The sequence below is a fragment of the Actinokineospora sp. genome, assembly GCF_052390155.1.
Classification (GTDB): Bacteria; Actinomycetota; Actinomycetes; order Mycobacteriales; family Pseudonocardiaceae; genus Actinokineospora.
Map to the genome: position 1 here is coordinate 96578 of NZ_JBQTHF010000056.1, position 24295 is coordinate 120872.

Here is a 24295-nt window from a genome sequence, read left to right on the forward strand (position 1 = left end):
GCCGGATGTGTTTGCGCAACCCGCCCGCGCTCGTTACTGTCCCGTGACCGTACGACTCGGGGCACCTGTCCCGGGTCGGCCCGGAGCTAGGCCAGTACACGTCGGGGTGGCTGGTTGCGGGTCGTCAGCACACACGAAAGCGCGAAGCCGCGCACGCACGCGAAAGGAACAGGCCATCGCCAGCCGAGCTGACCGATCGCCATCGCGTGTGGGCCACGGCGTCCGCCTTCTGGAGGAATCGACCCTGTGAGCGGTAAACAGACCAGCGGTTTCGACCGCCCCCGACAGGACAGCTTCGCCGACACCGACTGGTTCACCCCGGTGTCGTCGGTCGGCACGGCCACCCTGGACGGCGATTTCACGGCGTGGCGCTCGGAGTTCCCGGACTACGACTACGACTCCGGCTTCTCCTCCTCGCTGAGCATCACCGACCAGGACGTGCGCCACGCGCTCGGTCCGCAGGCCGACGAGATCATGGCCTCGGCCGGTCTCGACGTCGACGAGCTCATCCGGCTGATCAACGCCGAGACCACGGTGCTGCCGGTCATCCCGGACGAGATCGCCACCGGGCCGCAGCCGCTCAAGGTCGGCTCCCGCGAGCGGGACGAGCCCGCTCCCGGCCTGGTCGCCGCGGTCAAGCGGTGGAAGACCACCTTCCTCAAGGCCACCATCGCGGCCGTGCTGGTCACCCTGGTCGGCGGCGGCGCCGCGGCCATCGCGATGAACAACACCGTCACCGTCGACGTCGACGGCCAGGCCCGCCAGGTCAACACCTACGCCGACACCGTCGGGGAGGTGCTGGCGGAGGAGGGCATCGCGGTCGGCTCGCACGATTCGCTGAGCCCGTCTCCGACGGCCGAGATCGGCGACGACGGCAAGATCGTCCTGCAGCGCGGGCGCCAGCTCCACATGACCGTCGACGGCGAGAAGCGCGACGCGTGGGTCCGCGCCACCTCGCTCGGCGAGGCGCTGCGCCAGGCCAACGCGCCGGTCGCGGGCGCGTGGACGTCGGCGGGCATGGACACGCCGGTTCCGCTGGAGGGCTTCGCGGTCGAGATCAAGACCGCCAAGGCCATCATGGTGTTCGACGGCGGCAACGCCCCCGCGCCGATCACCACCACCGCCGTGACCGTCCAGGAGCTGATGGACGAGCTCAAGCTCACCCTCGGCCCCAACGACTCGATCACCCCCGGCGGCGACCTGAAGATCACCTCCGGCGCCGAGGTGCGGATCAGCCGCACCGGCGTCACCGTGATCAACCAGACCGAGCCAGTGGCGCCGCCGGTGCAGAAGATCGAGGACGCCGAGCTGGACAAGGGCAAGGAGATCGTCCTCGACCCCGGCGCCCCCGGCGAGCGGATCGCGACCTACCGGATCACCCAGCGCAACGGCAAGGAGACCAAGCGCGAGGAGATCGGCGCGAAGGAGACCGTCGCGCCGAAGCCGAAGGTCGTCAAGATCGGCACCAAGAAGCCCCCGCAGCCGGTCATCTCCGACGGTGAGGTCTGGGACCGGCTCGCCTACTGCGAGGCCACCGGCAACTGGGCCATCAACACCGGCAACGGCTACTACGGCGGCCTGCAGTTCAACAAGAGCACCTGGGACTCCAACGGCGGCGGCCAGTACGCGGCCTACCCGCACCAGGCGACCCGCGAGCAGCAGATCGCCATCGCGACCAAGCTCCGCGACGCCCGCGGCGGCTACAGCGCCTGGCCAGGCTGCGCCCGCAAGCTGGGCCTGCCCCGCTAGGACTCGGTCAACCGCCTTCACCGTCGAAGCCCCGCCCCCACCAGGGCGGGGCTTCGACGTTTCGGGAGCACACCCTGACAGCAACAGGTCAATTCCGGTCTGGGCCCGCGTGGTTGGCGCACATTGTCGGCGGGTGGTCGCCACCTTCGTCACGCCCACCTTGGGAGGCCACCATGACCGGGTTCATGCACATGGAAACCAGCGGCACCGAGGGCTTCATGAACGGCCTGTCCCAGACCGGTCAACACCTCGCGAGCACCTGGCAGCGCGGCAAGTCGACCATCGCGGACGGGGAGTCGGGCATCGGTTCCGACCTGCTCGCGCAGGCGTTCCGCGGCGTCTACCTGCCCGCGAGCACGGCGGCGCGGCAGGCGGCCGACCAGGTGCCCGCGTCGATCCTGGCCGACGCCGATGCGGGCGCGTTCTGCGTCGGCTGCTACGGCACCGGCGACCAGCGCGCGGCCGCCGCCTTCCCCGCCGTTCACTGAGCCGGAGGTCCGCGCATGCCTATCGCCGAGCCGTCAGCCGCGCTCGGGCTGTGGCCCCGGGTCAAGGCGCTCTCCGGGTGGCCGGAGACGGACGAGACCTCGATGCAGGCCCTGGCCACGGCGTGGAGCACGGCCGGGACGAGCTTTGCCCAAGCGGGCCGGTTCAACGTCGGCGCGGTCGCCGCCTCCTGGGCCGACAGCGTGGCGGTGGCCTTTCAGGACCGCGCCCGCACCAACCTGGACCAGGCGACCCGCAGCGCGGAGACGATGACCCAGCTCGCCGACCGCGCGACGTACTTCGCGGGCGAGGTGACCCAGGTGAAGACCGGCATCCGCACGCTCATCGAGGCCAACCTCGGGATCTTCGCCAGCACGTCGCTGCTGCCCGCAGGCGTGTCGGCGGTCGCCCAGGAAGTGTTCGTCACGCAGCTCGCGGGCATGGTCAACCAGCTCATGTCCGACGCCGCGGGCCGGGTCGCCGGGCTGGGCGGTGCCGTCGCGGCGGTGCCGCCACCGCCGCCGGAGGGGGCGCCCCCGGAGCAGAACGCCGCGTACTGGAACTCGCTGACCGAGGAGCAGCGCCAGCAGCTCATCCGGGAGAACCCGGACCTGGTCGGCAACCGGGACGGCTTCTCGGCGGTGCACCGCGACCAGGCCAACCGCATCCTGCTCGACCGGGAACAGGCCCGGCTCACCGGCGAGATCGACCGGCTCAACCGCCTGCGGGCGATCCCCGGCGTCGGTACGCAGATCGCCGAGTTGGAGCGGCAGCGCGGCAGGCTGGACGCCTTGGAGCAACGGCTGGACGCGCCGGCGGGCCGCGGGCCCGACGACCGGTACTTCCTGCTCGGACTCGACCCGCGCGGCGACGGCAGGGCCATCGTGGCGGCGGGCAACCCCGACACCGCGGCCAACGTGGCGACCTTCATCCCCGGCGCCGACACCAGCCTGGACAGCGTGCTCGGCTCGGTCGACCGGGCCGACAACCTGCGTGCGGCGGCCGAGCGGTCCGGGTCGCCGTCGACGTCGGTCATCACCTGGCTGGACTACGACAGCCCGCCGCTGGCGCTGGCACCGTTCGCCTCCGGTTACGCCGACGACGCCCGGCGCGACCTCGACAGCTTCCAGCACGGACTGCGGGCGAGCCACCAGGGCGCGCCGTCGCACAACACCGTGGTGGGGCACAGCTACGGCTCGCTGGTCGCGGGCGCCGCAGCGCGCGACGAAGTCCTGCCGGTGGACGAGTTCGTCTCGGCGGGCAGCATCGGCCTCGGGGTGGATCACGCGGACCAGCTCAACCTGCCGCCCGGCCACGTGTGGGTGACCGAGACCGACGGCGACTGGATCGCCGACAACCTGGTCAACCACGGCCGGGACCCGTCGAACGAGGAGTTCGGCGCCCGGCAGTTCGAGTCCGACACACCCGTGTCCCTGCCCGGCGACGACCCGCACAGCCAGTACTTCGACAACCACCCGGAGAACCCGGCGCTGAACAACATCGGCGACATCATCGCGGGCCGGGAACCACGGGCCGGGTGACCGGCGGGCCCTGCGTAGGCTCACCCGGGTGACGGTGGGTGGATCGGCGCTGCTCGGGCCCGTGGACGTGCGCAGGCTCGCCGCCGAACTCGACGTCCGGCCCACCAAGAAGCTCGGCCAGAACTTCGTGCACGACCCCAACACCGTCCGCCGGATCGTGGCCGCCGCCGGGCTCGACCCCGCGGACGTGGTCCTCGAAGTCGGCCCCGGCCTCGGCTCGCTCACCCTCGCGCTGCTGCCCGCGTGCGCCAGGGTGCTCGCCGTCGAGATCGACCCGGTGCTGGCCGCGCGGCTGCCCGCCACCGCCCGCGAACGCGCCCCGGACCTGGCCGACCGGCTGACCGTGCTGCCCGCCGACGCGCTGCGCGTGCGGGCCGACCAGCTCGACGGCGAGCCCACCGCGCTCGTCGCGAACCTGCCCTACAACATCGCCGTGCCCGTCGTGCTGCACCTGCTGGCCGAGCTGCCGTCGCTGCGCACGGTGCTGGTCATGGTGCAGGCCGAGGTCGCCGACCGGATGGCGGCGGGCCCGGGCGGCAAGGTCTACGGCGTGCCCAGCGTCAAGGTCGCCTGGTATGCCCAGGCCCGCCGGGTGGCCACGGTGCCGCGCTCGGTGTTCTGGCCGGTACCCAACGTCGACTCCGCCCTCGTGCTGATGACCCGCAGGCCGACGCCCGACGCCGACCGGGCGGCCGTGTTCGCCGTCGTGGACGCGGCCTTCGCACAGCGCCGCAAGACGCTGCGGGCCGCGCTGGCCGGGTGGGCGGGATCGGCCGCTCGGGCCGAAGAGGTGCTCACCGCGGCGGGCGTGGACCCGAAGCGGCGGGGCGAGCAGCTCACGGTCGACGATTTCGTGCGCATTGCGAGCCGCGCGTAAGCGGTGGACTACTTCGTCGGTGTGATCTTAGGTACCCCGTCATGCCAACCCGCACAGGCACCTTGCGCTCATGCGCCGGGATCGGGTGTACTCGGTTTCGCTATCCATCCCGAGCGGCTGAGAGACCTGGCTCTAGGACGCCGCAGCAACCACCCCCGTGGGCAGGTGCTACCGCCAGGAACGATGGAGGACTGAGACGATGGAGATCCTGACCAGCAGGCGGGTCATCGACCAGTGTAAGCGCGGCGTGACCGCGTGTCGCCGAATGCGTAGCTAGCTCGAAGCAGCCAGTACGTCGTTCGCATCCCCCGAGGTTCGTCCGCCCGACCGTCCACAGTGGACCGTCCGGGTGGCCTGCCGTCACGCCGCGTTGGAGTAGATCGTGATCACCGTTGAGAATCTGAGCAAGTCGTTCTGGGGCACCACCGGCCCCGTCGTCGCCCTGGACGACGTCAGCCTGGACGTCGCCGCGGGCGCCATCACCGGCGTCGTCGGGCCGCAGGGCTCCGGCAAGTCGACCCTGGCCCGCCTGGTGTCCCTCCAGGAACGCCCCGACAGCGGCGTGATCCGCGTCGAGGGCCACAACATCGCGAGCCTCGACCCGCGCAGGCTGCGCGCCGCGCGCAGGCGGATCGGCGTCGTGCAGTACGGCGACCTGCTGCCCCAGCGCACCGCGGCGGGCAACATCGCGCTGCCGCTGGAGCAGGCGGGCGTCGACGGCCCGCAACGCCGCACGAAGGTCGGCAAGCTGCTCGACCTGATCGGGCTCACCGACAAGGCCGCCCTCTACCCCGACGCGCTGACCCCCGGTCAGCAGGCCAGGGTGGCGGTGGCCCGTGCGCTGGTCGGCGACCCCGGCCTGCTGCTGGCCGACGAGCCAACCAAGGGCCTCGACGCCGACGCCGCCGCCGGAGTGCTCACCGTCCTGGATCGGGCGCGCGCCGAACTGGGCGCCACGGTGCTGGTCGTCACCAGCGACGCGGGCGTGATCCGGCGCGTCGCCGACGAGGTGGCGCTGCTCGTCGACGGCCGCGTCCAGGAGAGCGGCCACCTGCTCTCGTTGATCCAGGCCCCGGACAGCCTGCTCGCGGGCGCGGTGCTGCCCGCCATCGACGCCCCGCCCGCGGCGCGCGCCCAGCACGACCGGCTCGCCGAGGTCGTGCTGATCGGCTTCGCCGCCGTCGGCGCACTGCTGCCGGAGGCCACCGGCCGCTTCGGCGCCGCCATCTCGGTCCTCGGCGGCGGGCTCACCCGGGTCGGCGAGACCCCGGTCGCCCGGTTCCTGCTCGGGGTCACCGGCGCGCACTCGGACTCCGCGCTGGCCTGGATCGCCGACCGCGGCGGCCTCGTGCGCCAGGGTCTGCGGGGACCGCAGGGCATCGCCGCCTGACCGGATTCCCGACTCCGCCCGCGTGCCGCATGTCGGTGGGCGGGCGGAGTCGCGCCGACCGCGCCCGTAGGCTGGTCAGGTGCTCGCAGTCGTGCCCCCGCCGGTGACCGTCCGTGTGCCGTCCAAGGTGAACCTGCACCTCGCCGTCGGCGACGCGCGGCCGGACGGCTACCACGAGCTGGCCACCGTCTTCCAGGCCCTGTCGCTGACCGACGAGGTCACCGTGGCCGTCGCGGACGAGCCGGGCGTCGAGGTGCACGGCGAGGGCGCCGACGCGGTGCCGACCGGCGCGAGCAACCTGGCCTGGCGCGCCGTGCAGGAGTTGGCCCGGCACGTGGGCCGCGACCCGGACGAGCCGAAGATCCGCGTGGTGATCCGCAAGGGCATCCCCGTGTCCGGCGGGATGGCGGGCGGCAGCGCCGACGCGGCTGCGGCCCTGGTCGGCCTCGCCGCCCTCTGGCGCCTGGAGACCACCCGCGACGACCTGGCCACCGTCGCCGCGCGGCTGGGCAGCGACGTGCCGTTCGTGCTCTACGGCGGCACCGCGCTGGGCACCGGCCGCGGCGAGCAGTTGGTGCCGGTGCTGTCCAGGCACACCTACCACTGGGTGCTGGCCTTCGACCGGCGCGGCCTGTCGACCCCGAAGGTCTACACCGAACTCGACCGGCTGCGCGCCGAGGGCGACCCGCCGCGCGTCGGCGCTGTCGAACCCGTTCTGGCGGCCCTGACCAGCGGCGATCCGCGCCAGTTGGCGCTGCTGCTGGGCAACGACCTGCAGGCCGCGTCGGTGTCGCTGCGGCCTGGGCTGCGCCGCACGCTCCGGGCCGGGGTCAGCGCGGGCGCGCTCGCGGGCACGGTGTCCGGCTCGGGCCCGACCTGCGCGTTCCTCTGCGAGGACGCCGACTCGGCCCTGCGGGTCGCCGCCGAACTGTCCGGCGCGGGCGTCTGCCGAACAGTCCGCGTCGCCCACGGCCCGGTCCCCGGCGCCCGCGTCATCGGCGGCGACGAGACGCACCGGCCGGTGCCGCCGCAGGTACACGCCTAGTACTGCCAGCGCCAGCCGGTGACCTCGGCGGGCATGTTGTGCGGCTTGTAGGTCAGGGTGCCGTGTTCGCTGCTGGAGTCGAGCAGGACGACGCCGTAGTAGCCCGCGTCGGCGAGGTAGAAGTCGTCGGGCAGGTAGCGCTGTACCGGCAGACACGAGGTGAAGATGCCTTTGCCGGTGGCATTTCCGTCGGCGTCGTAGGTCGCGAAATCGGTCGCGCTCATCCACCACCCCCAATCCGGCTCGTACTCCTCGGTGGTCCGCAGCACGATCGTCACGGCCAGATAGTGACCGTTGTTGGGTGGCAGACTTCCCCGCTCGGTACAGCGGACGGATTCGACGCTGTCGAGCCAGAGCGCGGCCAGCGGCGGGCTGCCGCTGGAGCTGATATCGATCTGCCTGCCGAGCTTCGCCACCTGCGTTCCGGCGATGGAACCACTGGTGTCGCTCGAACAAGCACTGAGCGCGAAGATCATCACCGCGATGCAGGCGACGACCCGGGCACTCCGGCGGGCCACGGACATTTCACCTCCCAGTCGACGATTTAGGTCGTCACCTGGGGGATTTCGTTACCCTTTCGGGCAGAATCACACTGAGCGTGCCCGATCCATCGCGCACGATCATTTCCCGCACGGACCGGGCTCACCATCAGTCATTGTTCGAGTGCAACTAGGCTGAGCGCAATTCCTGGTCAGGTCGACGGACTTGTCCAGCACGCATGAGGGTCCCCTCAGGGTTGATCGGATCGGACGGGGTCACCGAGCGCCGGAGTCGCCGATGTCGTCGTCGTGTTCGGTGAGGACGAGTGGTGGGGTGGGGAGTAGGTCGAGTGCGTCGCGCAGCACGCCGCGCAGTTCGACCCACCGGTCGGGGTCGATCCGCGTCGAGGTCATGACGTCGAGGCTGAGGTTGACGACCATCTTCGGCAGCAGGTTGAGCACCTCGACGAGTTCGGCGAGTCGCGGGTCGACGATGTCGTAGTGGCCGTTCACCGGGCCCGCCCCTGGTGGCCGGTCGACGCGACAGCTCGGGGGTCTGCCGTGCCGACCGGGGTTCGGGGCCGGGCCGCCGCCGGCTGCGGGGAGGCGGCCATGGCGACCCGGCGGTCGTGGGAGCGCGCCCGGCGCAGCAGACGACGGTTCGCGCGGCGGTGGCGGCGGACCGGACGGCGCTCCACCAATACCGCCCACACCAGCAACGGCACCACGAACCACGCGTAGGCCATCAACTCGAAGAACCCGACCACTTCACCGCGACCACCTCTCCGCGCTCACTTTCCGAACTGGATGTCCGCTGCAAACCCGCTCATGACGTGTCGACGGTGGCGCGACGACGAACCCGGTCGTCTCGGCGCGGCGGGTGCGCGGCGAGATATGCCCACACTCTGCGCCACACGTGAGAGTCAAACAAGAATCAGATGAGAATATTCGGTGTGATTCACACGATCGGGCGATCCCATCCGCGAATCGAAGCGGTTCGATGGATGCGACGCCCGTCGCCGAACCGATCACCGGAGGACTCGTGAAACTCACTCACCTGGGCACCACCAGTGGCACCACAACGTGCCCGAACCTCTATGAGACCGACCGTGGCACCTACCTGGTCCAGGGCTACCAAGTCACCGACCCCGAAGCGCTTGCCACCCTGCGCGCCCGCGGCCTGCCCGAAGGCGAGACCGTGGTCGAGATCCCCAAGGCCCTGCTCAACTTCGCGCCCCGCTGATGGACCGACAGCTCGGCCGCGCCGAGTTCGCGAAGCTGTTCACCACCTTCACGGACTCGGCGTTCCGGCTGGAAACACTGACCGCCTACCGCGAGCCCCACGAAGCCGACGCCGTGAGTCGGTTCGCCGCTGGGCTACCGCCCGACGACACCTGGGCCTCCGACTACCTCGACCTCCTGCGCAGCCTCCCCAGCAACGGGCGGCGCGTCGAACGGGTCCGCGTGCTCGATGTGCCGCCGACCGAATATCAGCGGTTCGTGATGGATCTCGCCGCCCGCTGCAACGTGCCCGCCGGGGAACAGTTGCGCGTGCTGGACCGCCCCGACGCCGCAGCACTCGGCGTTCCTTTGGACGAGGACTTCTGGCTCTTCGACAACCAGGTCGTCGCCACACTGCACTTCGTCGACGGCACTTTCACCCACGCCATACTTGTCACCGACCCAGCGAAGATCGCCCACCTTCGCGCCATCCGCCGCCGGACATGGGAAGCTGCCCAACCAAACCGAGAGCGAGAGTTCGCAGTGCACAGGTGAGGCCAAGTGACCGACTTCGAGCAGCGCCGCGCCGCATACGGCGCGAAGCTCGGCGAATTGCGCGCCCGATCCGGCATGAACGGCCGCGACTTCGCCGCCGCGCTCGGCACCCGCCAACCGAAAGTCTCGAAGATCGAGACCGGAAAGCAGACGCCCACCGACAGCGACGTTACCGACTGGTGCGACACGCTTGACGTCGACGACGCAACGCGCCTCGCCCTGCTCGACGAGCTGGCCGACCTCCGCGTGCATCAGGCCGTCTGGCACCGGGAGATCCGTGCCGGACACCGCGCCCGTCAGGGCGAGATCGCAGCCGCCGAACAGGCCGTGATCCGGGTCCGCGCTGTCGAGATGCTCGCCGTGCCCGGCCTACTCCAGACCGCCGACTACGCCCGCGCGATCTTTACCACGCAGACCGCCCTACATGAGACCACCGACGACATCGACGACGCCGTGCAGGCTCGCCTGCGCCGCCAGCAGGTGCTGTACGAGTCCGGTCGCTCGTTCGAGTTCATCGTCGCTGAGGCGGCCGTGCGACATCCGGTGTGCGAGGTACCCGTGCTCCGTGGACAGATCGACCGCATGGTCTCCGCGATCGGCGTGCCGAACATCCGCTTGGGCTTCCTGCCGAGCGGACGGCGGCTTCCCTTCGTTGTGACCAACGGGTTCATCGTGCACGACGACTCGGCAGTCCTCGCCGATACGCTGACCTCCGAGCTGAGGATCGGCGACCCGGAGCAGATCGCCGCCCACCACCGCATCGTTGATCAACTCTGGTCGGTCGCCGTCGAGGGCGAGCTCGCCAGGAGTGCGCTGATGGCCACATCGGCGACGTTGTAGGACTCAGCCGTCACCGAGCACAGGCATAGTTGGCTGCCGTTGGGCAGCCCACCTTGTTCCGTGCCTGTTCCGTCGGACAGTCCGACGCCGCGGTGACGAGCGGGAGCAGGGCGGTTGCGATGATGGTGGCGATACGGCGGGGCATGTCGTCTCCTCGATCTTCGAGTCAACAGTCGTCTGTCCCACATCCGTCCCACGTTTCCGGTGAAAGTGCTGGTAGATGACCAACCTGGTCAACCTGGAGAACGTCAGCAAGAGCTACGGCGTGCGCCCCCTGCTCGACTCGGTGTCCCTCGGTGTCGGCCGGGGCGACCGGATCGGGGTGGTCGGGCTCAACGGCGGCGGCAAGACCACGCTGCTGGAGGTGCTGGCCGGGATCGAGCCCGTCGACTCGGGGCGGGTCAGTCGCAACCGGGACCTGCGGATGGCGGTGGTCACCCAGCGCACGGAGCTGCCGAAAGGCTCGACGGTGCGCCATTCCGTGCTGGAACCGCTCGGCATCACCGAGGACCACCAGTGGGCGGCCGACTCCCGGGCGCGGTCGATCCTGGAGGGTCTGGAGATCACCACGCTCGGGCTGGACAGTCCGGTCGACACGATGTCCGGCGGTGAGCGGCGCCGGGTCGCGCTGGCCGCGGCGCTGGTGCAGGAGTTGGACCTGGTCGTGCTGGACGAGCCGACCAACCACCTCGACGTCGAGGGTGTCCGCTGGCTCGCCGACCACCTGCTGGCCGCGGGCACCGCGCTCGTCGTCGTGACGCACGACCGGTGGTTTCTCGACACCGTCTGCACGCGCACGTGGGAGGTCGTCGGCGGCCAGGTCGAGCAGTACGAGGGCGGCTACGCCGACTGGATCTACTCGCGCGCCGAGCGCGCCCGGCTGGCCGACACGCTGGAGGAGAAGCGGCGCAACCTGGCCCGCAAGGAGCTGGCCTGGCTGCGCCGCGGCGCGCCCGCGCGCACGTCGAAGCCGCGCTACCGGATCGACGCGGCCGAGGCGCTGATCTCCGACGTGCCGCCGCCGCGCGACAAGGTGGAGTTGGTGGCGTTCGCCAAGCGCAGGCTCGGGCGCACCGTCCTGGAGTTGGAGGACGTCAGTATCGCCGCGGGCGACAAGCCGATCCTCGACGACGAGACCTGGCTGGTCGGCCCGGGCGACCGGGTGGGCCTGGTCGGCGTCAACGGCTCCGGCAAGACCACCCTGCTCAAGCTGCTCGCGGGCGACAGCGAGCCGGACGCGGGCAAGCGGGTGCAGGGCCAGACCGTGCGACTCGCGCACCTGACCCAGGAGTTGCAGGAACTGCCCGCCGAGCAGCGGCTGTTGGAGGCCGTGGAGGAGATCGCGCGCCGGGTCACGCTCGGCAAGCAGGACCTGTCGGCCTCCCAGCTCGCCGAGAAGTTCGGGTTTCCGGCCAACCGGCAGTGGACCCCGGTCGGCGACCTGTCCGGCGGCGAGCGGCGCAGGCTCCAGCTCGCCCGGCTGCTGATGGCCGAGCCGAACGTGCTGCTGCTCGACGAGCCGACGAACGACCTGGACATCGACACCCTGCAGCAACTCGAAGACCTGCTCGACTCGTGGCCGGGCACCATCGTCGTCGTGTCCCACGACCGGTACCTGGTCGAGCGCGTCTGCGACACCGTGGTGGCCCTGTTCGGCGACGGCAAGATCACCCAGCTCATCGGCGGCATCGACGAGTACCTGGCGCGGCGCACGGCCATGCTGGCGGCGGCGGTGCCGAAGACCGCGCAGCAGCCCGCCGCGGTCGCGGTCAAGGTCGGCGCCGCCGAGCGCCGCGCCGCGCAGAAGGAACTGGCCAGGCTGGAGCGTCAGCTCGGCACGCTGGACAAGAAAGAGGCGCGGCTGCACGCCGATCTCGCCGAGGCCGCGACCGACCCGGGCAGGCTGCTCGATCTCGACGCCGAGCTGCGCAAGGTCGTCGCGGAGAAGGCGGACGTCGAGCTGCGCTGGCTCGATGTCGCCGATCTCGCCGAGTAGGTCTCATCTATCGTGTGAACCTATGAGCAGGTTCGTCGACAGTTTGTTGGAGACCGCTAGGACCGGCGGCGGGGCAAGGGGAATCACCACCGGCGAGCCGAAGGCACCCGTGCGCCACACCTGGGCCCAGGTGCACGAGCGGGCCACGCGGATGGCGGGCGCGCTCGTCGCGGGCGGCCTGGAGAAGGGCGGCGCCGTCGCGGTGCTGGCCGCGGAGCCGGTGACGATCGCCCCCGCCGTGCAGGCGGTCTGGCTCGCGGGCGGCAGCGTGACCATGCTGCACCAGCCCACCGCGCGCACCGACCTCGCCGAGTGGGCCGCGGACACCGTGCGGGTGCTGACGATGATCGGGTCCGAGCTGGTGCTGCTCGGCGCGCCGTTCGACCAGCTCGCCCCGGTGCTCGACCAGCACGGCATCGGCTACCGGCAGCTCGGCGACCTCGCCGACGGCGAGCCGCTGGCCGAGGTGGTCGAGGTCGACGAGAGCGCGCCCGCACTGCTCCAGCTCACCAGCGGGTCGACCGCCGACCCCAAGGCCGTTCGGATCACCCACGGCAACCTGTTCGCCAACCTCATCTCGATGGTCGAGGCGTCCGGGTTGGACGTCGATGCCGACATCATGGTGTCGTGGTTGCCGCTGTTCCACGACATGGGCATGGTCGGCTTCCTGACCGTCCCGATGACCATCGGCCTCGAACTGGTCAAGGTCACCCCGGTCGAGTTTCTCACCGGTCCGCTGGTGTGGGCCGACCTGATCTCGCGGCACCGCGGCACCATCACCGCGGCCCCCAACTTCGCCTACGCCCTGCTCGGCCGCCGACTGTCCGGTGTGGACGATGACGACGCGTACGACCTGTCCTCGCTGCGCTTGGCGCTCAACGGCGCCGAACCGGTCGACGAGAAGGCGGTCCGTTCGTTCACCGACGAGGGCGCCCGGTTCGGCCTGCGGCCCGAGTGCGTCTTCCCCGCCTACGGCATGGCCGAGGCGACCCTGGCGGTGTCGTTCGCGCCGCTGTTCTCCGGCCTGACCCTCGACTACATCGACGCGGAGAAGCTGGAGGCGGAGAACCGCGCCGTCCCGGTGGAGCCGGGCACGGACGCGTCGGTGCGCTCGTTCGCCGTGCTGGGCAAGCCATTGCGCGGTATCGAGGCCCAGATCGTCGACGAGGACGGGAAGGTGCTCGGCGACCGCGAGGTCGGCGAGATCCGGCTCCGCGGCGAAGCGGTGACCCCGGGATACTTGACGGTCAACGGTCCGATGGACACCCAGGACGCCGACGGCTGGCTCAACACCGGCGACATCGGCTACACCATGGCGGGCGAGATCGTGATCTGCGGCCGCGCCAAAGACGTGATCATCCTGGCGGGTCGCAACATCTACCCGACCGACATCGAGCGCGCCGCGTCCGTTGTGGACGGTGTGCGGGCGGGCAACGCGGTCGCCGTGCGGATCGACGCCGGGAGCCGCCGCGAGCGGTTCGCGGTGGTGGTCGAGTCGAAGCACGCGGGCGACGGGGAAGCGGAGAAGCGCATCCGCAAGGACGTCGGCGCCCGGGTCTTCGAGGCGCTGAGCGCGCGTCCGGTCGCGGTGGTCGTCCTCGCCCCGGGCACCTTGCCGAAAACCCCGTCGGGCAAGCTGCGCCGCGCGGCGGCGGGGGAGCAGTTGGCCATGACGATCAAGGAACGCGAGGCCGAGGCCAGCTAGTGCGGTGACCACCAACGTTCACCGCGTTCGACAGGCCCACGACGCGCCTGACGGCACCGCCGAAAAGACCAAGTACGTCCAGTACGAGCGTCTTTCCCGCGGCACCGCCAGCCACGCCGTGGACCGGCCGACCACGGCAAACGTTCGTGGCCACCGCACTAGCGCGGCTCTAAGCCTCGCGGCGGCGGAGTTCGGCGGTCCAGGCGTCGATGACGGCGTCCACCGTGCCCTGGTGGTAACCCTGCCCGACGAAGAACGTCAGGCCGAGCCGCACCGCCGCAACCTCGGCGACGGTGGGCGCCGACGAGTAGTCGGCGGCGGCGCGGGCGAGCAGGCGGGCCAACTTGTCCACGTCGGCGGGCCGGTAGCCGCGCTCGCCGGGCGGTGACGGCGGCAGCGGCAGGAACGGCACATCGGAGTCCACCGGCGCCGCGATCCGCTCCGGCCGGTGGACCGGCTCGGCCCTGCCTGCGCCATGGGTGGCCTGCCCGGCAGGCTCCGGCCGGGTGGGGAGGTGGGCGTTGTGCCCGGGCTGGGCGGCCTGGCCGGGGCGGGGAGCGACCGGGTCCGCCGGATGGGCGACCTGGGTGGTGTGGTCGGGTCGAATGGGGACGTGGGTGTTCTGCCCGGGGCGAGCGGCGGAGTGAGCGGTTTGCCCGGGGTCGGGGGCGCCGTGGGCGGTCTGCCCGGGTCGGGCGACGACCGGTTCTGCCTGGTTGGCCTGTTCTGGTCGGGTGGGAAGATGGGTGTGTGCGGTCTGCCCAGGGTCGGGTGCGACCTGTTCGGCGCGGTTGGCGGCCTGGTTGGCCGGTTCGGGCCTTGGCGGAACGGGTCCGGGCCGGGCGGCATGGGCGGTGGGCGCCGGGTCGCGCACGGGGTCGATCGGCTCGGTGTCACCCGATCCGGCCAGTTCCCGGCGCTCGACCTCCGCGACCACCTCGTCCAGGAATGCGTCCACCTGGTCCTCATGGTAGCCGCGCTTGACCAGCGGCGCCGCGTCGAACACGACGTTGCGTACCTCGTCGGCGGTCAGGGCGCCCGCCCCGGCCAAGGCGGCCTCGACGCGGTCGAGGAAGTCGTCCACCTGATCCTCGTGGTAGCCGCGTTTGCCGAACGGCGCCTTGTCGAAGGTCACGGCCCGCACGGCGCCCGGGGTCAACGACATCCTCAGCTCCACTTCTGGCCCGGTCCGCCGATCGTAGGGGCCGCTCAGGTCACGTGGAAGGCGTTCTGCGCGGCCAGCAGCCCCTGGCCGACCAGGGCCTCGACCGCGTCGGCGCACCGATCGACCTCGAAGGCGAGTTCCTTACCCTCGGCGGCGGAGAAATCGCGCAGGACGTAGTCGGCCGGGTCCATTCGGCCCGGCGGACGACCGATGCCGAAGCGCACCCGGTGGTACTCCTTGTCGCCCAACGACTTGGTGATCGACCGCAGTCCGTTGTGGCCATTGTCGCCGCCGCCGAGCTTGAGCCGCACGGTGCCGTACGGCAAGTCCAGCTCATCGTGTACGACCACCAGGTTCTCCGCAGGCGCAGAGAAGAACTTCGCGGTGCCCACCACGGGTCCGCCGGAGACGTTCATGTACGAGCGCGGCTTGGTGAGCACCACCCGGGTGCCCGCCAGCCTGCCCTCCAGTACGTCGGCGCCCGCCTTGTGCGCCTTGAACTTCCCGCCCACGCGCGCGGCCAGCTCGTCGACCACGAGGAACCCGATGTTGTGCCGGTTGCCCACGTACTTCGGGCCCGGGTTGCCCAGGCCGACGACGATCATCGGCGCGTCGTTCTCCGCCATCGCTCCGCTCTCCTGGGTGAACACCGATGCCCCGGCCAGCTTGCTGGACCGGGGCACCGGGAGACTTGTCTGAGCCGAACTCAGCCGTCGGTCTCGGTCTGCGGGGCGTCCTCGACCACACCGGCGCCCTCGGCGTCGATCTCGGCCTCCATCTGCTCCGCGGTCGGCGACGCGTTCACCGCGATGACCAGCGCGTCCGGGTCGGTGGCGAGGGTGGCGCCCGCGGGCAGCGCGACGTGCCCGGCGAGGATCTGGGTGCCGACACCCGCGCCCGCGATCGACAGCTCGACCTGGTCGGGAATGTGCAGCGCCTCGACCTCGATCAGCAGCGTGGTGAGATCCTGGGTGACCAGCGTGCCGGACGCCGGATCGCCGTTGACCACGATCGGCACCTCGACGGTGACCTTCTCGCCGAGCTTGACCAGCAGCAGGTCGACGTGCTCGATGTAGTTCTTCAGCGGGTGGGTGGTGACCGTCTTGGTCAGCGCGAGCTCCGTGCCCGCGCCGAAGTTGAGGGTCAGCACCGCGTTCTGGCCGTGCTCACGCACGACGCGGGCGAACTCCAGTGCGGGCAGCGCCAAGTGCTGGGGGTCGGAACCGTGTCCGTAGAGCACGGCGGGGATCTTGCCTGCGCGACGGGTGCGGCGCGCTGCGCCTTTGCCGAACTCCGTGCGCTGCTCGGCGGCCAGACGTACCTCGGACACGGTGGTGCTCTCCTTGCGATCAAAAGCGGCGGCGGGGCGCGACTTCTCAGTCGGGGCGGCAGCCTGCGACGGGGGGCGCGGAGGGCACGAGACGTACGGCTCGTAGACCGCCACGTCGATCACGCCAGGCGCGATGCCCGCCTCGCCGAGGCAACCCGGACAGTCTACGCAACCCGCGACTACCCCTCCAACCGGGGCCGGTAGTTCGGCCTCGCTCAGGCGTCGCCGTCGAACAGGGAGGTCACGGAGCCGTCCTCGAAGACGGCCTGGATGGCGCGGGCCAGCAGGGGGGCGATGGACAGCACGGTCATCCCGGAGAACCGCTTCTCGTCCGGGATGGGCAGCGTGTTGGTGAAGATGATCTCGCGGGCGCCGCACTGGGACAGGCGTTCACGGGCCGGGCCGGACAGGACGCCGTGCGTGGCCGCCATGACCACGCCCGACGCGCCCTCGCCGAGAAGCTGCTGGATCGCCTTGACGATGGTGCCGCCGGTGTCGACCATGTCGTCGATCACCACGCACAGCCTGCCCTTGACCTCGCCGACCACCCGGTTGGCCACGACCTCGTTGGGGCGCAGCGGATCGCGGGTCTTGTGGATGAACGCGATCGGGGTGCCGCCGAGGTCGTCGGCCCACTTCTCGGCGAGCTTGGTGCGCCCGGCGTCGGGGGAGACCACGGTGATGTTCTCCGCCGGGTAGTGGTCCTTGATGTAGCGGGCGAGCAGGCTCTGGGCGAACAGGTGGTCCACCGGGCCGTCGAAGAAGCCCTGGATCTGCGCGGTGTGCAGGTCGACGGTCATGATCCGGTCGGCGCCCGCGACCTTGAACAGGTCGGCGATGAGCCGCGCCGAGATCGGCTCGCGGCCCTTGTGCTTCTTGTCCTGCCGCGCGTACGGGTAGAACGGCATGATCACGGTGATCCGCTTCGCGCTGGCCCGCTTGAGCGCGTCGACCATGATGAGCTGTTCCATGATCCACTGGTTGATCGGCGCGCACGCGCTCTGGATGACGAACGCGTCGCAGCCGCGCACCGACTCCTCGAACCGAACGAAGATCTCGCCGTTGGCGAAGTCGTAGGCCGACTGCGGGGTGATGGTCACGTTGAGGTGTTTGGAGACCTCTTCGGCCAGCTCGGGGTGCGCCCGGCCGGAGAAGAGCATCAGGCTCTTCTTCGGGATGCCGGTCTTGGTGCTCATGCCATCCCCTCGCAGGCTCCGTGATGCCCCTCGCGGGCGCCCTGTGACACTGATTCGCTCGCAAGCTCGCTCATGAACGACCCTCGCTGTTCTTCTCGTCCTGCGCCCGTTGGGCGGCCTCGGCGGCCGCGGTCCCCGGCCTGCGCCGGATCACCCAGTTCTCGATGTTGCGCTGCGGGCTGCCGGACACCGCGAGCGCGCCGGGCGGCACGTTGCGCCGGATGACCGTGCCCGCCCCGCTGTAGGCGCCGTCGCCGACGGTCACCGGGGCCACGAACATGTTGTCCGACCCGGTGCGCACGTGTGACCCGACCACGGTGTGGTGCTTGTCGACACCGTCGTAGTTGACGAACACGCTGGCCGCGCCGATGTTGCTGTACTCGCCGATCGTGGCATCGCCCACATAGGACAGATGCGGGACCTTGGAGCCGGTGCCGATCTCGGCGTTCTTCACCTCGACGAACGCGCCGATCTTGCCCTGGGCGCCCAGGCTGGTGCCGGGCCGCAGATACGAGTACGGGCCGACGGTCGCCCCCGGGCCGATCCGCGCGCCCGAGCCGTGCGTGCGCACGACGGTGGCGCCCGCGCCGACGGTGACGTCGGTGAGCGTGGTGTCCGGGCCGACGGTGGCGCCCTCGCCGACCGCCGTGGCGCCGCGGAGCTGCACGTTCGGCTCGATCAGCACGTCGCGGGCCAGCTCGACGCCCGCCTCGATCCAGGTGGTCGCCGGGTCGATGACGGTCACGCCCGCGCGCATCCAGCCCTCGACCACCCGTCGGTTCAGCTCGGTGCCGAGCCGGGCGAGCTGGACGCGGTCGTTGACGCCCTCCACCAGCCACGGGTCGGCGCACACCCGGGCGCCGACCCGGCGGCCGTCGCCGCGGGCGATGCCGAGCACGTCGGTCAGGTACAGCTCGCCCTGGGAGTTGTCGGTGGACAGCCGGGACAGGCCGTCGACCAGCACCGCCGCGTCGAACGCGTACACCCCGGAGTTGATCTCGGTGATCGCGCGCTGCTCGTCGGTGGCGTCCTTGTGCTCCACGATCGCGCTCACCGCGCCGTCGTCGGTGCGCAGGATGCGGCCATAGCCCGTCGGGTCTGTCACGTGCGCGGTGAGCACGGTGACCGCGTTGCCGCTCGCGGCGTGCGCGTCGAGCAGGTCGGCCAGCGTGGCCGTGTCCAGCAGCGGGACGTCGCCGTAGGTCACCAGGACCGTGCCGGTCAGCCCGGCGGGCAGCGGCGCGAGTCCGCACGACACCGCGTGCCCGGTGCCGTCCTGGGTCTCCTGCACCGCGACGGCCACCTCGCGGCCCAGATCCTTCGCCACCGACTCCAGATGGGCGCCGACCGTGTCCCGGCCGTGGCCGAGCACGACGACGAGGTGGTCCGGCGCCAGCCCGGCCGCGGCCCGCACCGCGTGTTCGACCAGCGGCCGACCGGCGACCCGGTGCAGCACCTTGGGGATCGCCGAGCGCATCCGGGTCCCCTCGCCCGCGGCGAGGATCACCGTGCTCACGCGGCCGTCGGGGCGCGCCCGATCCGGGGTGGTTGCGGACATCGCACTCCCTAGCGTCGGCGAAACACTCCAGAAGGCGCGGGTCGGCTCCGGCTGAGCGAGACGGGCGACTCCGGCCGGGAGACGATCCTACGTGGTCTCGGGCAGGACCCACGCCGGGTCGTCGCACGCCACGTCTCGCTCGGCGGGCTCGTGGTCGTCCACCTCGCCCGCGGTGATCGCCACGATGCCGTTGCCGCCCTGGCGCTTTGCCTGGTACATCGCGGCGTCCGCGCGGGCCAGCGCGCGCACCGCGGTCTCCTGCGGGCGCAGCGCGACGACCCCGACGGACAGCGTCACACCGTGCGACAGGTCGGGCGGCAGGCCCGCGACGGCGGTGACCGCGCGGCGCAGCGCGGCCTCGGCGGCATACAGCGGGGCGCCGGGCAGCAGCACGATGAACTCGTCGCCGCCGTAGCGGGCCACCATGTCGCTGCCGCGCAGCGCGTCGCGCAGCGTGCTCGCCACCACGCGCAGCACGTCGTCGCCCTCGGCGTGCGACATCCGGTCGTTGACGCCCTTGAACCCGTCGAGGTCGACCAGCGCGATGGCCAGCGGATTGCCGTTGGCGGGCGAGGAGGTCAGCGCCCGCAGCCGCTCGTCGAGGGCGCGGCGGTTGGGCAGCCCGGTGAGCGGGTCCTGCAGCGCCTGTCTGGTGATCGTGCCGTGCATCCGGGACATTCGCGCGTGCTCGCGCCGGGTCTCCAGGGTCGCGATGCGCGACTCGCGCAGGTTCCAGAGCTGCTGTTCCAGCTCGGTGGCGTAGTGCTCCAGCGCGGTCGTGGTGCGCTCGCCGCCGTCCGGGCCGGACAGCCGGGCGAACTCGCGGATCAGCCGCAGCCGCAGGGTCGGCTCGGACGCCTCGTGGTAGAGCCGCGACCGGGCGTCGCCGAGCACGCCGAGGGCCTCCTCCGCGCGCCCGGCGTGTTCCAGGCAGCGGGCCAGCGCGATGGCGACCATGACCACCTCCCGCGGGTACCGCACCAGGTCGATCAGGCCGCGGAGCTGGTCGATGTGCTGCGCCGACGGGTTCGCCAGGGCCAGCGCGGCGCCGATGGCGGGGAGCTGGGCGGCGGCCGACAGCTCGGGGTCGCGGGCGAACAGCGACTCGCGGAACGGCGCCTCCACGGCCGCCGCGATCGCCGCCGCGGTGGCGAACCGCTCGGCCGCGTCCGCGTCCTCGCCGACCCGCTCCAGCCGCAGGCCCCAGCCGACCAGCAGCCGGGTGCGGTTGATCAGGTGCGCGGCGATCCCGTGCGGCCCGGCGCTGGTTCGGATCGGCCGGTTCGCCCGGGCCATGACCTGGTCGGCGACCTCGTAGATGCCGAGCTGCATCAGCACGGTGCCGATGTCCATCAGGGTGGCCGCCCGGATCATCTCCCAGTTGCGGGCACCGAACAGAACGTCGGGGGCCATGTCCTCGTCCAGCATGGCCAGCGCGATCGCCGCCTCGGTCAGCGCGCCGTCCTCGGCGCCCGCGAGCAGCATCCGGCGCCCGTGCAGCGCGTGCGCGTTGGCCTCCAGCACGACCAGGCCGTGCCGCGCGGTGTGCGTGAGCAGCTCGTCGATCAGCGGCTCGGCCGAGCCCGAGCGCTCGTCGGCGACCACGATCCGCACGACCGCCGCCGCCCGCAGCAACTGGGCCACCATGCGCGGCTCACCGCGGCCGCGGGCCTCGGCGAGCAGGCAGTCGACCTCGTCGATGTGCCGGGTGCGGTCCGCCACGGGGCCGGTCTGGATGATGGCGGTCAGCTCGCGGGCGCGGCCCACCAGCCAGGCGTCGGAGCGCTCCTCCAACGCGGGCTGATCGACCTCGGCCCGCTGCGCGTCGTCCACGTGGGTAGGTCCACCCCCTGTGATCGGTCTCCGGGTCTGTCCGCTTGCTCCGCCGCCAGGATTCGAACCTGAACCATTGGAACCAAAATCCAAGGTGCTGCCTTTACACCACGGCGGATCGCCAGCGGGGTGACCCGCTCGCGGTGAACAACATCGTGGCACGAGTGTCCGCTGGTGGGCAGCAGTACCCGGGCTATTGATGGGTGCTCGCGTCCGATCGGGTGATATCCGGGTCACACGAATCGCGACAGTGTTACCCACCGGGTCCGGCCGGGTGCGGTGTGTTTCTTGCCACCGCAACGGCCGCGGCATCCGGTCCCGGCGCGGCACCGAATACCACCTGTGGGTCTGGACCGACCCGCGCGGCTGTCCTTACGCTGTCGTAGGTTACGGCGCCGTAGGTGAGCTGGCCTCAGTGTCGACTTCGGGAGGTACACGCGATGACGACCACCGTCGAAGCGTCAGCGGGGGCCAAGCCGATCATCGAGGGCAGGCGCAACCTGGCCACCCGGATCGCGGTCTACCTGTTCATCCTGGTGCCCTTCGCGGCGCTGGTCGCCGCCGTGCCCGCCGCCTGGGGCTGGGGGCTGGGCTGGGTCGACATCGCGCTCGCGGTGTTCTTCTTCTACCTCTCGGGGCTGGGCGTCACGGTCGGCTACCACCGGCTGTTCACCCACGGCTCGTTCAAGGCCAACCGCTGGCTCAAGATCACCCTCGCCGCGATGGGCAGCATGGCGGTGCAGAGCCCGCCGATCACCTGGGTCGCCGACCACCGCCGCCACCACGCGTTCTCCGACCGCGAGGGCGACCCGCACTCGCCGTGGCTGTTCGGCACCACGCCGGTCGCGCTTGCCCGCGGCTTCTGGCACGCGCACATGGGCTGGATCTTCGACCACGACGTCACCAACAAGGAGCGCTTCGCGCCCGACCTGATCGCTGACAAGGACATCGTCGCCGTCAACCGGCTGTTCATCCTGTTCACCGGCCTGACCCTGGCGCTGCCCGCGGTGCTCGGCGGGCTCATCACCTGGTCGTGGTGGGGCGCGCTCACCGCGTTCTTCTGGGCGGGCCTGGTGCGGATCGCGATCCTGCACCACGTCACCTGGTCGACCAACTCGATCTGCCACCTGATCGGCGAGCGCCCGTTCGTCAGCCGGGACAAGGCGGCCAACTTCTGGCCGCTGGCCATCCTCAGCTTCGGCGAGTCGTGGCACAACCTGCACCACGCCGACCCCACCTGCGCCCGGCACGGCGTCAAACGCGGCCAACTCGACACCTCGGCCCGGTTGATCTGGATCTTCGAGAAGCTCGGCTGGGTGACCGACGTCCGCTGGCCCACCGAGCGCAGGCTGGCCAAGCTCGCCGCCGAGTAGGGCGGCCTTGGCAAATTTCGTTCGCCACTGCCCCTAGGGTGGGGCCCGTGGCGGTCAGGCGGCGTGGACGCAAGGTGGTACCGGCAAGTGGAGACCCCGAGCCGCCGACGGCCGCCCGCGTGCGGATGACGGGCAAGGAGCGCAGGCAGCAACTCCTCGACGTCGCCCGCGCCCTGTTCGCCGAGAAAGGCTTCGACGGCGCCTCGATCGAGGAGATCGCCCACCGGGCCAACGTCAGCAAACCGGTCGTCTACGAACACTTCGGCGGCAAGGAGGGCATCTACGCGGTCGTTGTCGACCGCGAGATGCAGTCCCTGATGGCCGGGATGACCCACGCGCTGTCCGAGGACGCTCACCCGCGCGCCCTGCTCGAACGCGCCGCGGGCTCCCTGCTCGACTACGTCGAGGGTTCCACCGACGGCTTCCGCATCCTGGTCCGCGACTCGCCCGTGGCCACCGCGACGGGCACGTTCTCCAGTCTGCTCAACGACATCGCGAGCCAGGTCGAGCACATCCTCGGCGTGCAGTTCAGCAAGCGCGGGCACGACCCGAAGCTGGCCGCGCTCTACAGCCAGGCGCTGGTCGGCATGGTCGCGCTCACCGGCCAGTGGTGGCTGGAGGTGCGCAAGCCGAAGAAGGACGAGGTGGCCGCGCACCTGGTCAACCTGGCGTGGAACGGTCTGTCCCATTTGGAGGGTGAGCCGACGCTGCGCGAGCCGCTTTAGGGCTGGGGGGTGATCCGCAGCAGCTTGTCGTCGGCGCCGTTGGACGTCGTCACGTAGAGGGCGCCGTCCGGGCCCGTGCGGGCGGCGCGCAGGCGGCCGTACTGGTCGTCGAACTCCGGGGGGATGGCGACGGAGGTCACCGAGCCCGCCGCGTCCAGGGTGAACAGCAGCAGCTTGGCGCCCCTGAGCGCGGTCACCACCAGCGCACCGTCGAGCGCGCCCCACTGCGGGCCGGACAGGAAAGCCGCCCCGCAGATGGCTTCCGTGGTCTCGCCGGACTCCCACTTGGCGGCGATCGCGGCCGGGAACCGGGTCAGGTCGGTCATCGGCACGGCCTCGTCGTAGCCGGACACCGTGCCGCCTTGCGACGGGTCCCAGCCGTAGTTGGCGCCGGGGACGATCAGGTTGACCTCGTCGTTCTTGTCCGGGCCGTGTTCGGCGGCGAACACCTGGCCGGTGCCCGGGCGGACGGTGACGCCCTGGATGTTGCGGTGGCCGTAGGTGTAGACCGGCGACCCCGCGACCGGGTTGTCCGGCAGCGGCGCGCCCGTCTTGAGGTCGACGCGCAGCACCTTGCCGCCCAGGTTGGCGCGGTTCTGCGGGATGTCGCCGCGCGCGGTGTCGCCGGTGCCGACGAGCAGGGCGCCGTCGGGGGCGAGGGTGGGGCGGCAGCCGGAGTGTCGGCCGCTGGTCGTGATCGGCAGGCCGGTCAGCAGGTCCCGCAGCCGGGTGGCGATCTGCCCGTCCTCGGCCAGGCGCCACGTGACCAGCCGGATGTCGGTGGGCTGACCGTTCTCGGTGTGCGTCTGGCAGGTGGTGAACTCGCGCGAGGACGCGAAGTCGGGGTGCACGACCAGGCCCATCAGCCCGCCCTCGCCGCGGACCTGGACGGTCGTGGTGTCGGCCTTGACCGGCGTCACGGTCGCTCCCGGCGCGCCGGAGGACAGCAGCGCGATGGCGCCCGTGCGCTGGGTGACCAGCACCTTCCCGTCCGGCAGGAACCCGACGTCCCAGCCGTGGGTGAGTCCACTCGCGACGGTCTCCACGCGCAGGCCCGGCGCCGTCGCGCGGCTCGCGCTGACCGCCGGGGACGACGGTCCGGCCGGGATCTGGCCGGTGTTGTCCGCGGTCGAACAGCCTGCCGCCGCGATGGCGATGGTGGCGGCCAGCAGCAAGGTCCGGTGCATGACCCCACAATGCCCGGCGGCGCGTCTGACCGCCGTGAGACGGC

The 24295-nt window shown here is 71.3% G+C and carries 23 protein-coding genes, 1 tRNA gene and 1 riboswitch; of the genes, 13 read left to right on the plus strand and 11 right to left on the minus strand.

Annotation, left to right across the window (positions count from 1 at the left end; all coding sequences use genetic code 11):
- Positions 1-246: 246 nt before the first annotated feature.
- The 6 genes from ACT4N7_RS19500 to ACT4N7_RS19525 all read left to right on the plus strand — a co-directional run bounded on the left by ACT4N7_RS19500 (position 247) and on the right by ACT4N7_RS19525 (position 7088).
- Positions 247-1749, plus strand: a complete 1503-nt coding sequence (locus ACT4N7_RS19500; protein ID WP_444830205.1) for a transglycosylase family protein — start codon at positions 247-249, stop codon at positions 1747-1749.
- 173 nt (positions 1750-1922) lie between these two features.
- Complete coding sequence (locus tag ACT4N7_RS19505) at positions 1923-2237, plus strand: hypothetical protein (RefSeq protein ID WP_444830206.1); 315 nt, start codon at positions 1923-1925, stop codon at positions 2235-2237.
- A 15-nt stretch (positions 2238-2252) separates the two neighbouring features.
- Positions 2253-3776, plus strand: a complete 1524-nt coding sequence (locus tag ACT4N7_RS19510; RefSeq protein WP_444830207.1) for an alpha/beta hydrolase — start codon at positions 2253-2255, stop codon at positions 3774-3776.
- A gap of 28 nt (positions 3777-3804) precedes the next feature.
- Positions 3805-4653, plus strand: coding sequence for a 16S rRNA (adenine(1518)-N(6)/adenine(1519)-N(6))-dimethyltransferase RsmA (gene rsmA / locus ACT4N7_RS19515; RefSeq protein ID WP_444830208.1), 849 nt, complete (start codon positions 3805-3807; stop codon positions 4651-4653).
- A 101-nt stretch (positions 4654-4754) separates the two neighbouring features.
- Positions 4755-4843, plus strand: a riboswitch (SAM riboswitch).
- 192 nt (positions 4844-5035) lie between these two features.
- A complete protein-coding gene (locus ACT4N7_RS19520) occupies positions 5036-6043 on the plus strand; it encodes a methionine ABC transporter ATP-binding protein (RefSeq protein ID WP_444830209.1) in 1008 nt (335 codons plus the stop codon).
- A 79-nt stretch (positions 6044-6122) separates the two neighbouring features.
- Entirely contained in the window at positions 6123-7088 is a 966-nt protein-coding gene (locus ACT4N7_RS19525; RefSeq protein WP_444830210.1) for a 4-(cytidine 5'-diphospho)-2-C-methyl-D-erythritol kinase, read from the plus strand.
- On the opposite strand, the gene ACT4N7_RS19530 is transcribed toward ACT4N7_RS19525, so the two are convergent.
- From ACT4N7_RS19530 to ACT4N7_RS19540, 3 genes are all read right to left on the minus strand, one after another.
- Complete coding sequence (locus ACT4N7_RS19530; protein WP_444830211.1) at positions 7085-7606, minus strand: hypothetical protein; 522 nt, start codon at positions 7604-7606, stop codon at positions 7085-7087. The two genes, ACT4N7_RS19525 and ACT4N7_RS19530, sit on opposite strands and share 4 nt — an antisense overlap.
- A 237-nt stretch (positions 7607-7843) precedes the next feature.
- Positions 7844-8080 (minus strand): hypothetical protein, encoded by a 237-nt coding sequence (locus tag ACT4N7_RS19535; RefSeq protein WP_444830212.1) that lies wholly within the window; start codon positions 8078-8080, stop codon positions 7844-7846.
- Positions 8077-8334 carry a hypothetical protein gene (locus ACT4N7_RS19540; RefSeq protein ID WP_444830213.1) on the minus strand — a complete coding sequence of 86 codons (258 nt, stop codon included), beginning with the start codon at positions 8332-8334 and terminating at the stop codon, positions 8077-8079. Before ACT4N7_RS19540 ends, ACT4N7_RS19535 begins: the two co-directional genes overlap by 4 nt.
- 275 nt (positions 8335-8609) lie before the next feature.
- Here ACT4N7_RS19540 and ACT4N7_RS19545 point away from each other — a divergent pair, with 275 nt between their 5' ends.
- From ACT4N7_RS19545 to ACT4N7_RS19565, 5 genes are all read left to right on the plus strand, one after another.
- Entirely contained in the window at positions 8610-8810 is a 201-nt protein-coding gene (locus ACT4N7_RS19545) for a hypothetical protein (protein ID WP_444830214.1), read from the plus strand.
- Complete coding sequence (locus ACT4N7_RS19550; RefSeq protein WP_444830215.1) at positions 8810-9343, plus strand: DUF6879 family protein; 534 nt, start codon at positions 8810-8812, stop codon at positions 9341-9343. Before ACT4N7_RS19545 ends, ACT4N7_RS19550 begins: the two co-directional genes overlap by 1 nt.
- Before the next feature lie 6 nt (positions 9344-9349).
- Positions 9350-10183: a helix-turn-helix domain-containing protein gene (locus ACT4N7_RS19555; protein WP_444830216.1), complete on the plus strand. Its 834-nt coding sequence runs from the start codon at positions 9350-9352 to the stop codon at positions 10181-10183.
- 220 nt (positions 10184-10403) lie between these two features.
- Positions 10404-12179 carry an ATP-binding cassette domain-containing protein gene (locus ACT4N7_RS19560; RefSeq protein WP_444830217.1) on the plus strand — a complete coding sequence of 592 codons (1776 nt, stop codon included), beginning with the start codon at positions 10404-10406 and terminating at the stop codon, positions 12177-12179.
- Between the two features lie 22 nt (positions 12180-12201).
- Positions 12202-13884 carry a fatty acyl-AMP ligase gene (locus tag ACT4N7_RS19565; RefSeq protein WP_444830218.1) on the plus strand — a complete coding sequence of 561 codons (1683 nt, stop codon included), beginning with the start codon at positions 12202-12204 and terminating at the stop codon, positions 13882-13884.
- 169 nt (positions 13885-14053) lie between these two features.
- Here the strand turns inward: ACT4N7_RS19565 and ACT4N7_RS19570 are convergent, their stop codons facing one another.
- The 7 genes from ACT4N7_RS19570 to ACT4N7_RS19600 all read right to left on the minus strand — a co-directional run bounded on the left by ACT4N7_RS19570 (position 14054) and on the right by ACT4N7_RS19600 (position 21084).
- The gene (locus ACT4N7_RS19570; protein ID WP_444830219.1) at positions 14054-15049 is read right to left on the minus strand and encodes a DivIVA domain-containing protein; all 996 of its coding nucleotides are present in this window, start codon (positions 15047-15049) and stop codon (positions 14054-14056) included.
- A gap of 44 nt (positions 15050-15093) precedes the next feature.
- Entirely contained in the window at positions 15094-15675 is a 582-nt protein-coding gene (gene pth / locus ACT4N7_RS19575) for an aminoacyl-tRNA hydrolase (protein ID WP_444830321.1), read from the minus strand.
- Between the two features lie 80 nt (positions 15676-15755).
- Complete coding sequence (locus tag ACT4N7_RS19580; RefSeq protein WP_444830220.1) at positions 15756-16379, minus strand: 50S ribosomal protein L25/general stress protein Ctc; 624 nt, start codon at positions 16377-16379, stop codon at positions 15756-15758.
- A gap of 215 nt (positions 16380-16594) precedes the next feature.
- The gene (locus ACT4N7_RS19585; protein WP_444830221.1) at positions 16595-17575 is read right to left on the minus strand and encodes a ribose-phosphate diphosphokinase; all 981 of its coding nucleotides are present in this window, start codon (positions 17573-17575) and stop codon (positions 16595-16597) included.
- A gap of 70 nt (positions 17576-17645) precedes the next feature.
- The gene (glmU, locus tag ACT4N7_RS19590; protein WP_444830222.1) at positions 17646-19133 is read right to left on the minus strand and encodes a bifunctional UDP-N-acetylglucosamine diphosphorylase/glucosamine-1-phosphate N-acetyltransferase GlmU; all 1488 of its coding nucleotides are present in this window, start codon (positions 19131-19133) and stop codon (positions 17646-17648) included.
- A gap of 87 nt (positions 19134-19220) precedes the next feature.
- Complete coding sequence (locus ACT4N7_RS19595; protein WP_444830223.1) at positions 19221-20966, minus strand: GGDEF domain-containing protein; 1746 nt, start codon at positions 20964-20966, stop codon at positions 19221-19223.
- A gap of 47 nt (positions 20967-21013) precedes the next feature.
- A tRNA-Gln gene (locus ACT4N7_RS19600) sits at positions 21014-21084 on the minus strand.
- 322 nt (positions 21085-21406) lie between these two features.
- Between ACT4N7_RS19600 and ACT4N7_RS19605 the strand changes: the two genes are divergently transcribed.
- Both ACT4N7_RS19605 and ACT4N7_RS19610 read left to right on the plus strand, forming a co-directional pair.
- Positions 21407-22339 (plus strand): acyl-CoA desaturase, encoded by a 933-nt coding sequence (locus ACT4N7_RS19605; RefSeq protein ID WP_444830224.1) that lies wholly within the window; start codon positions 21407-21409, stop codon positions 22337-22339.
- Between the two features lie 125 nt (positions 22340-22464).
- Complete coding sequence (locus ACT4N7_RS19610) at positions 22465-23064, plus strand: TetR family transcriptional regulator (protein ID WP_444830322.1); 600 nt, start codon at positions 22465-22467, stop codon at positions 23062-23064.
- Here ACT4N7_RS19610 and ACT4N7_RS19615 read toward each other — a convergent pair.
- Complete coding sequence (locus tag ACT4N7_RS19615) at positions 23061-24251, minus strand: PQQ-dependent sugar dehydrogenase (RefSeq protein ID WP_444830225.1); 1191 nt, start codon at positions 24249-24251, stop codon at positions 23061-23063. The genes ACT4N7_RS19610 and ACT4N7_RS19615 overlap by 4 nt on opposite strands.
- Positions 24252-24295: the final 44 nt, after the last annotated feature.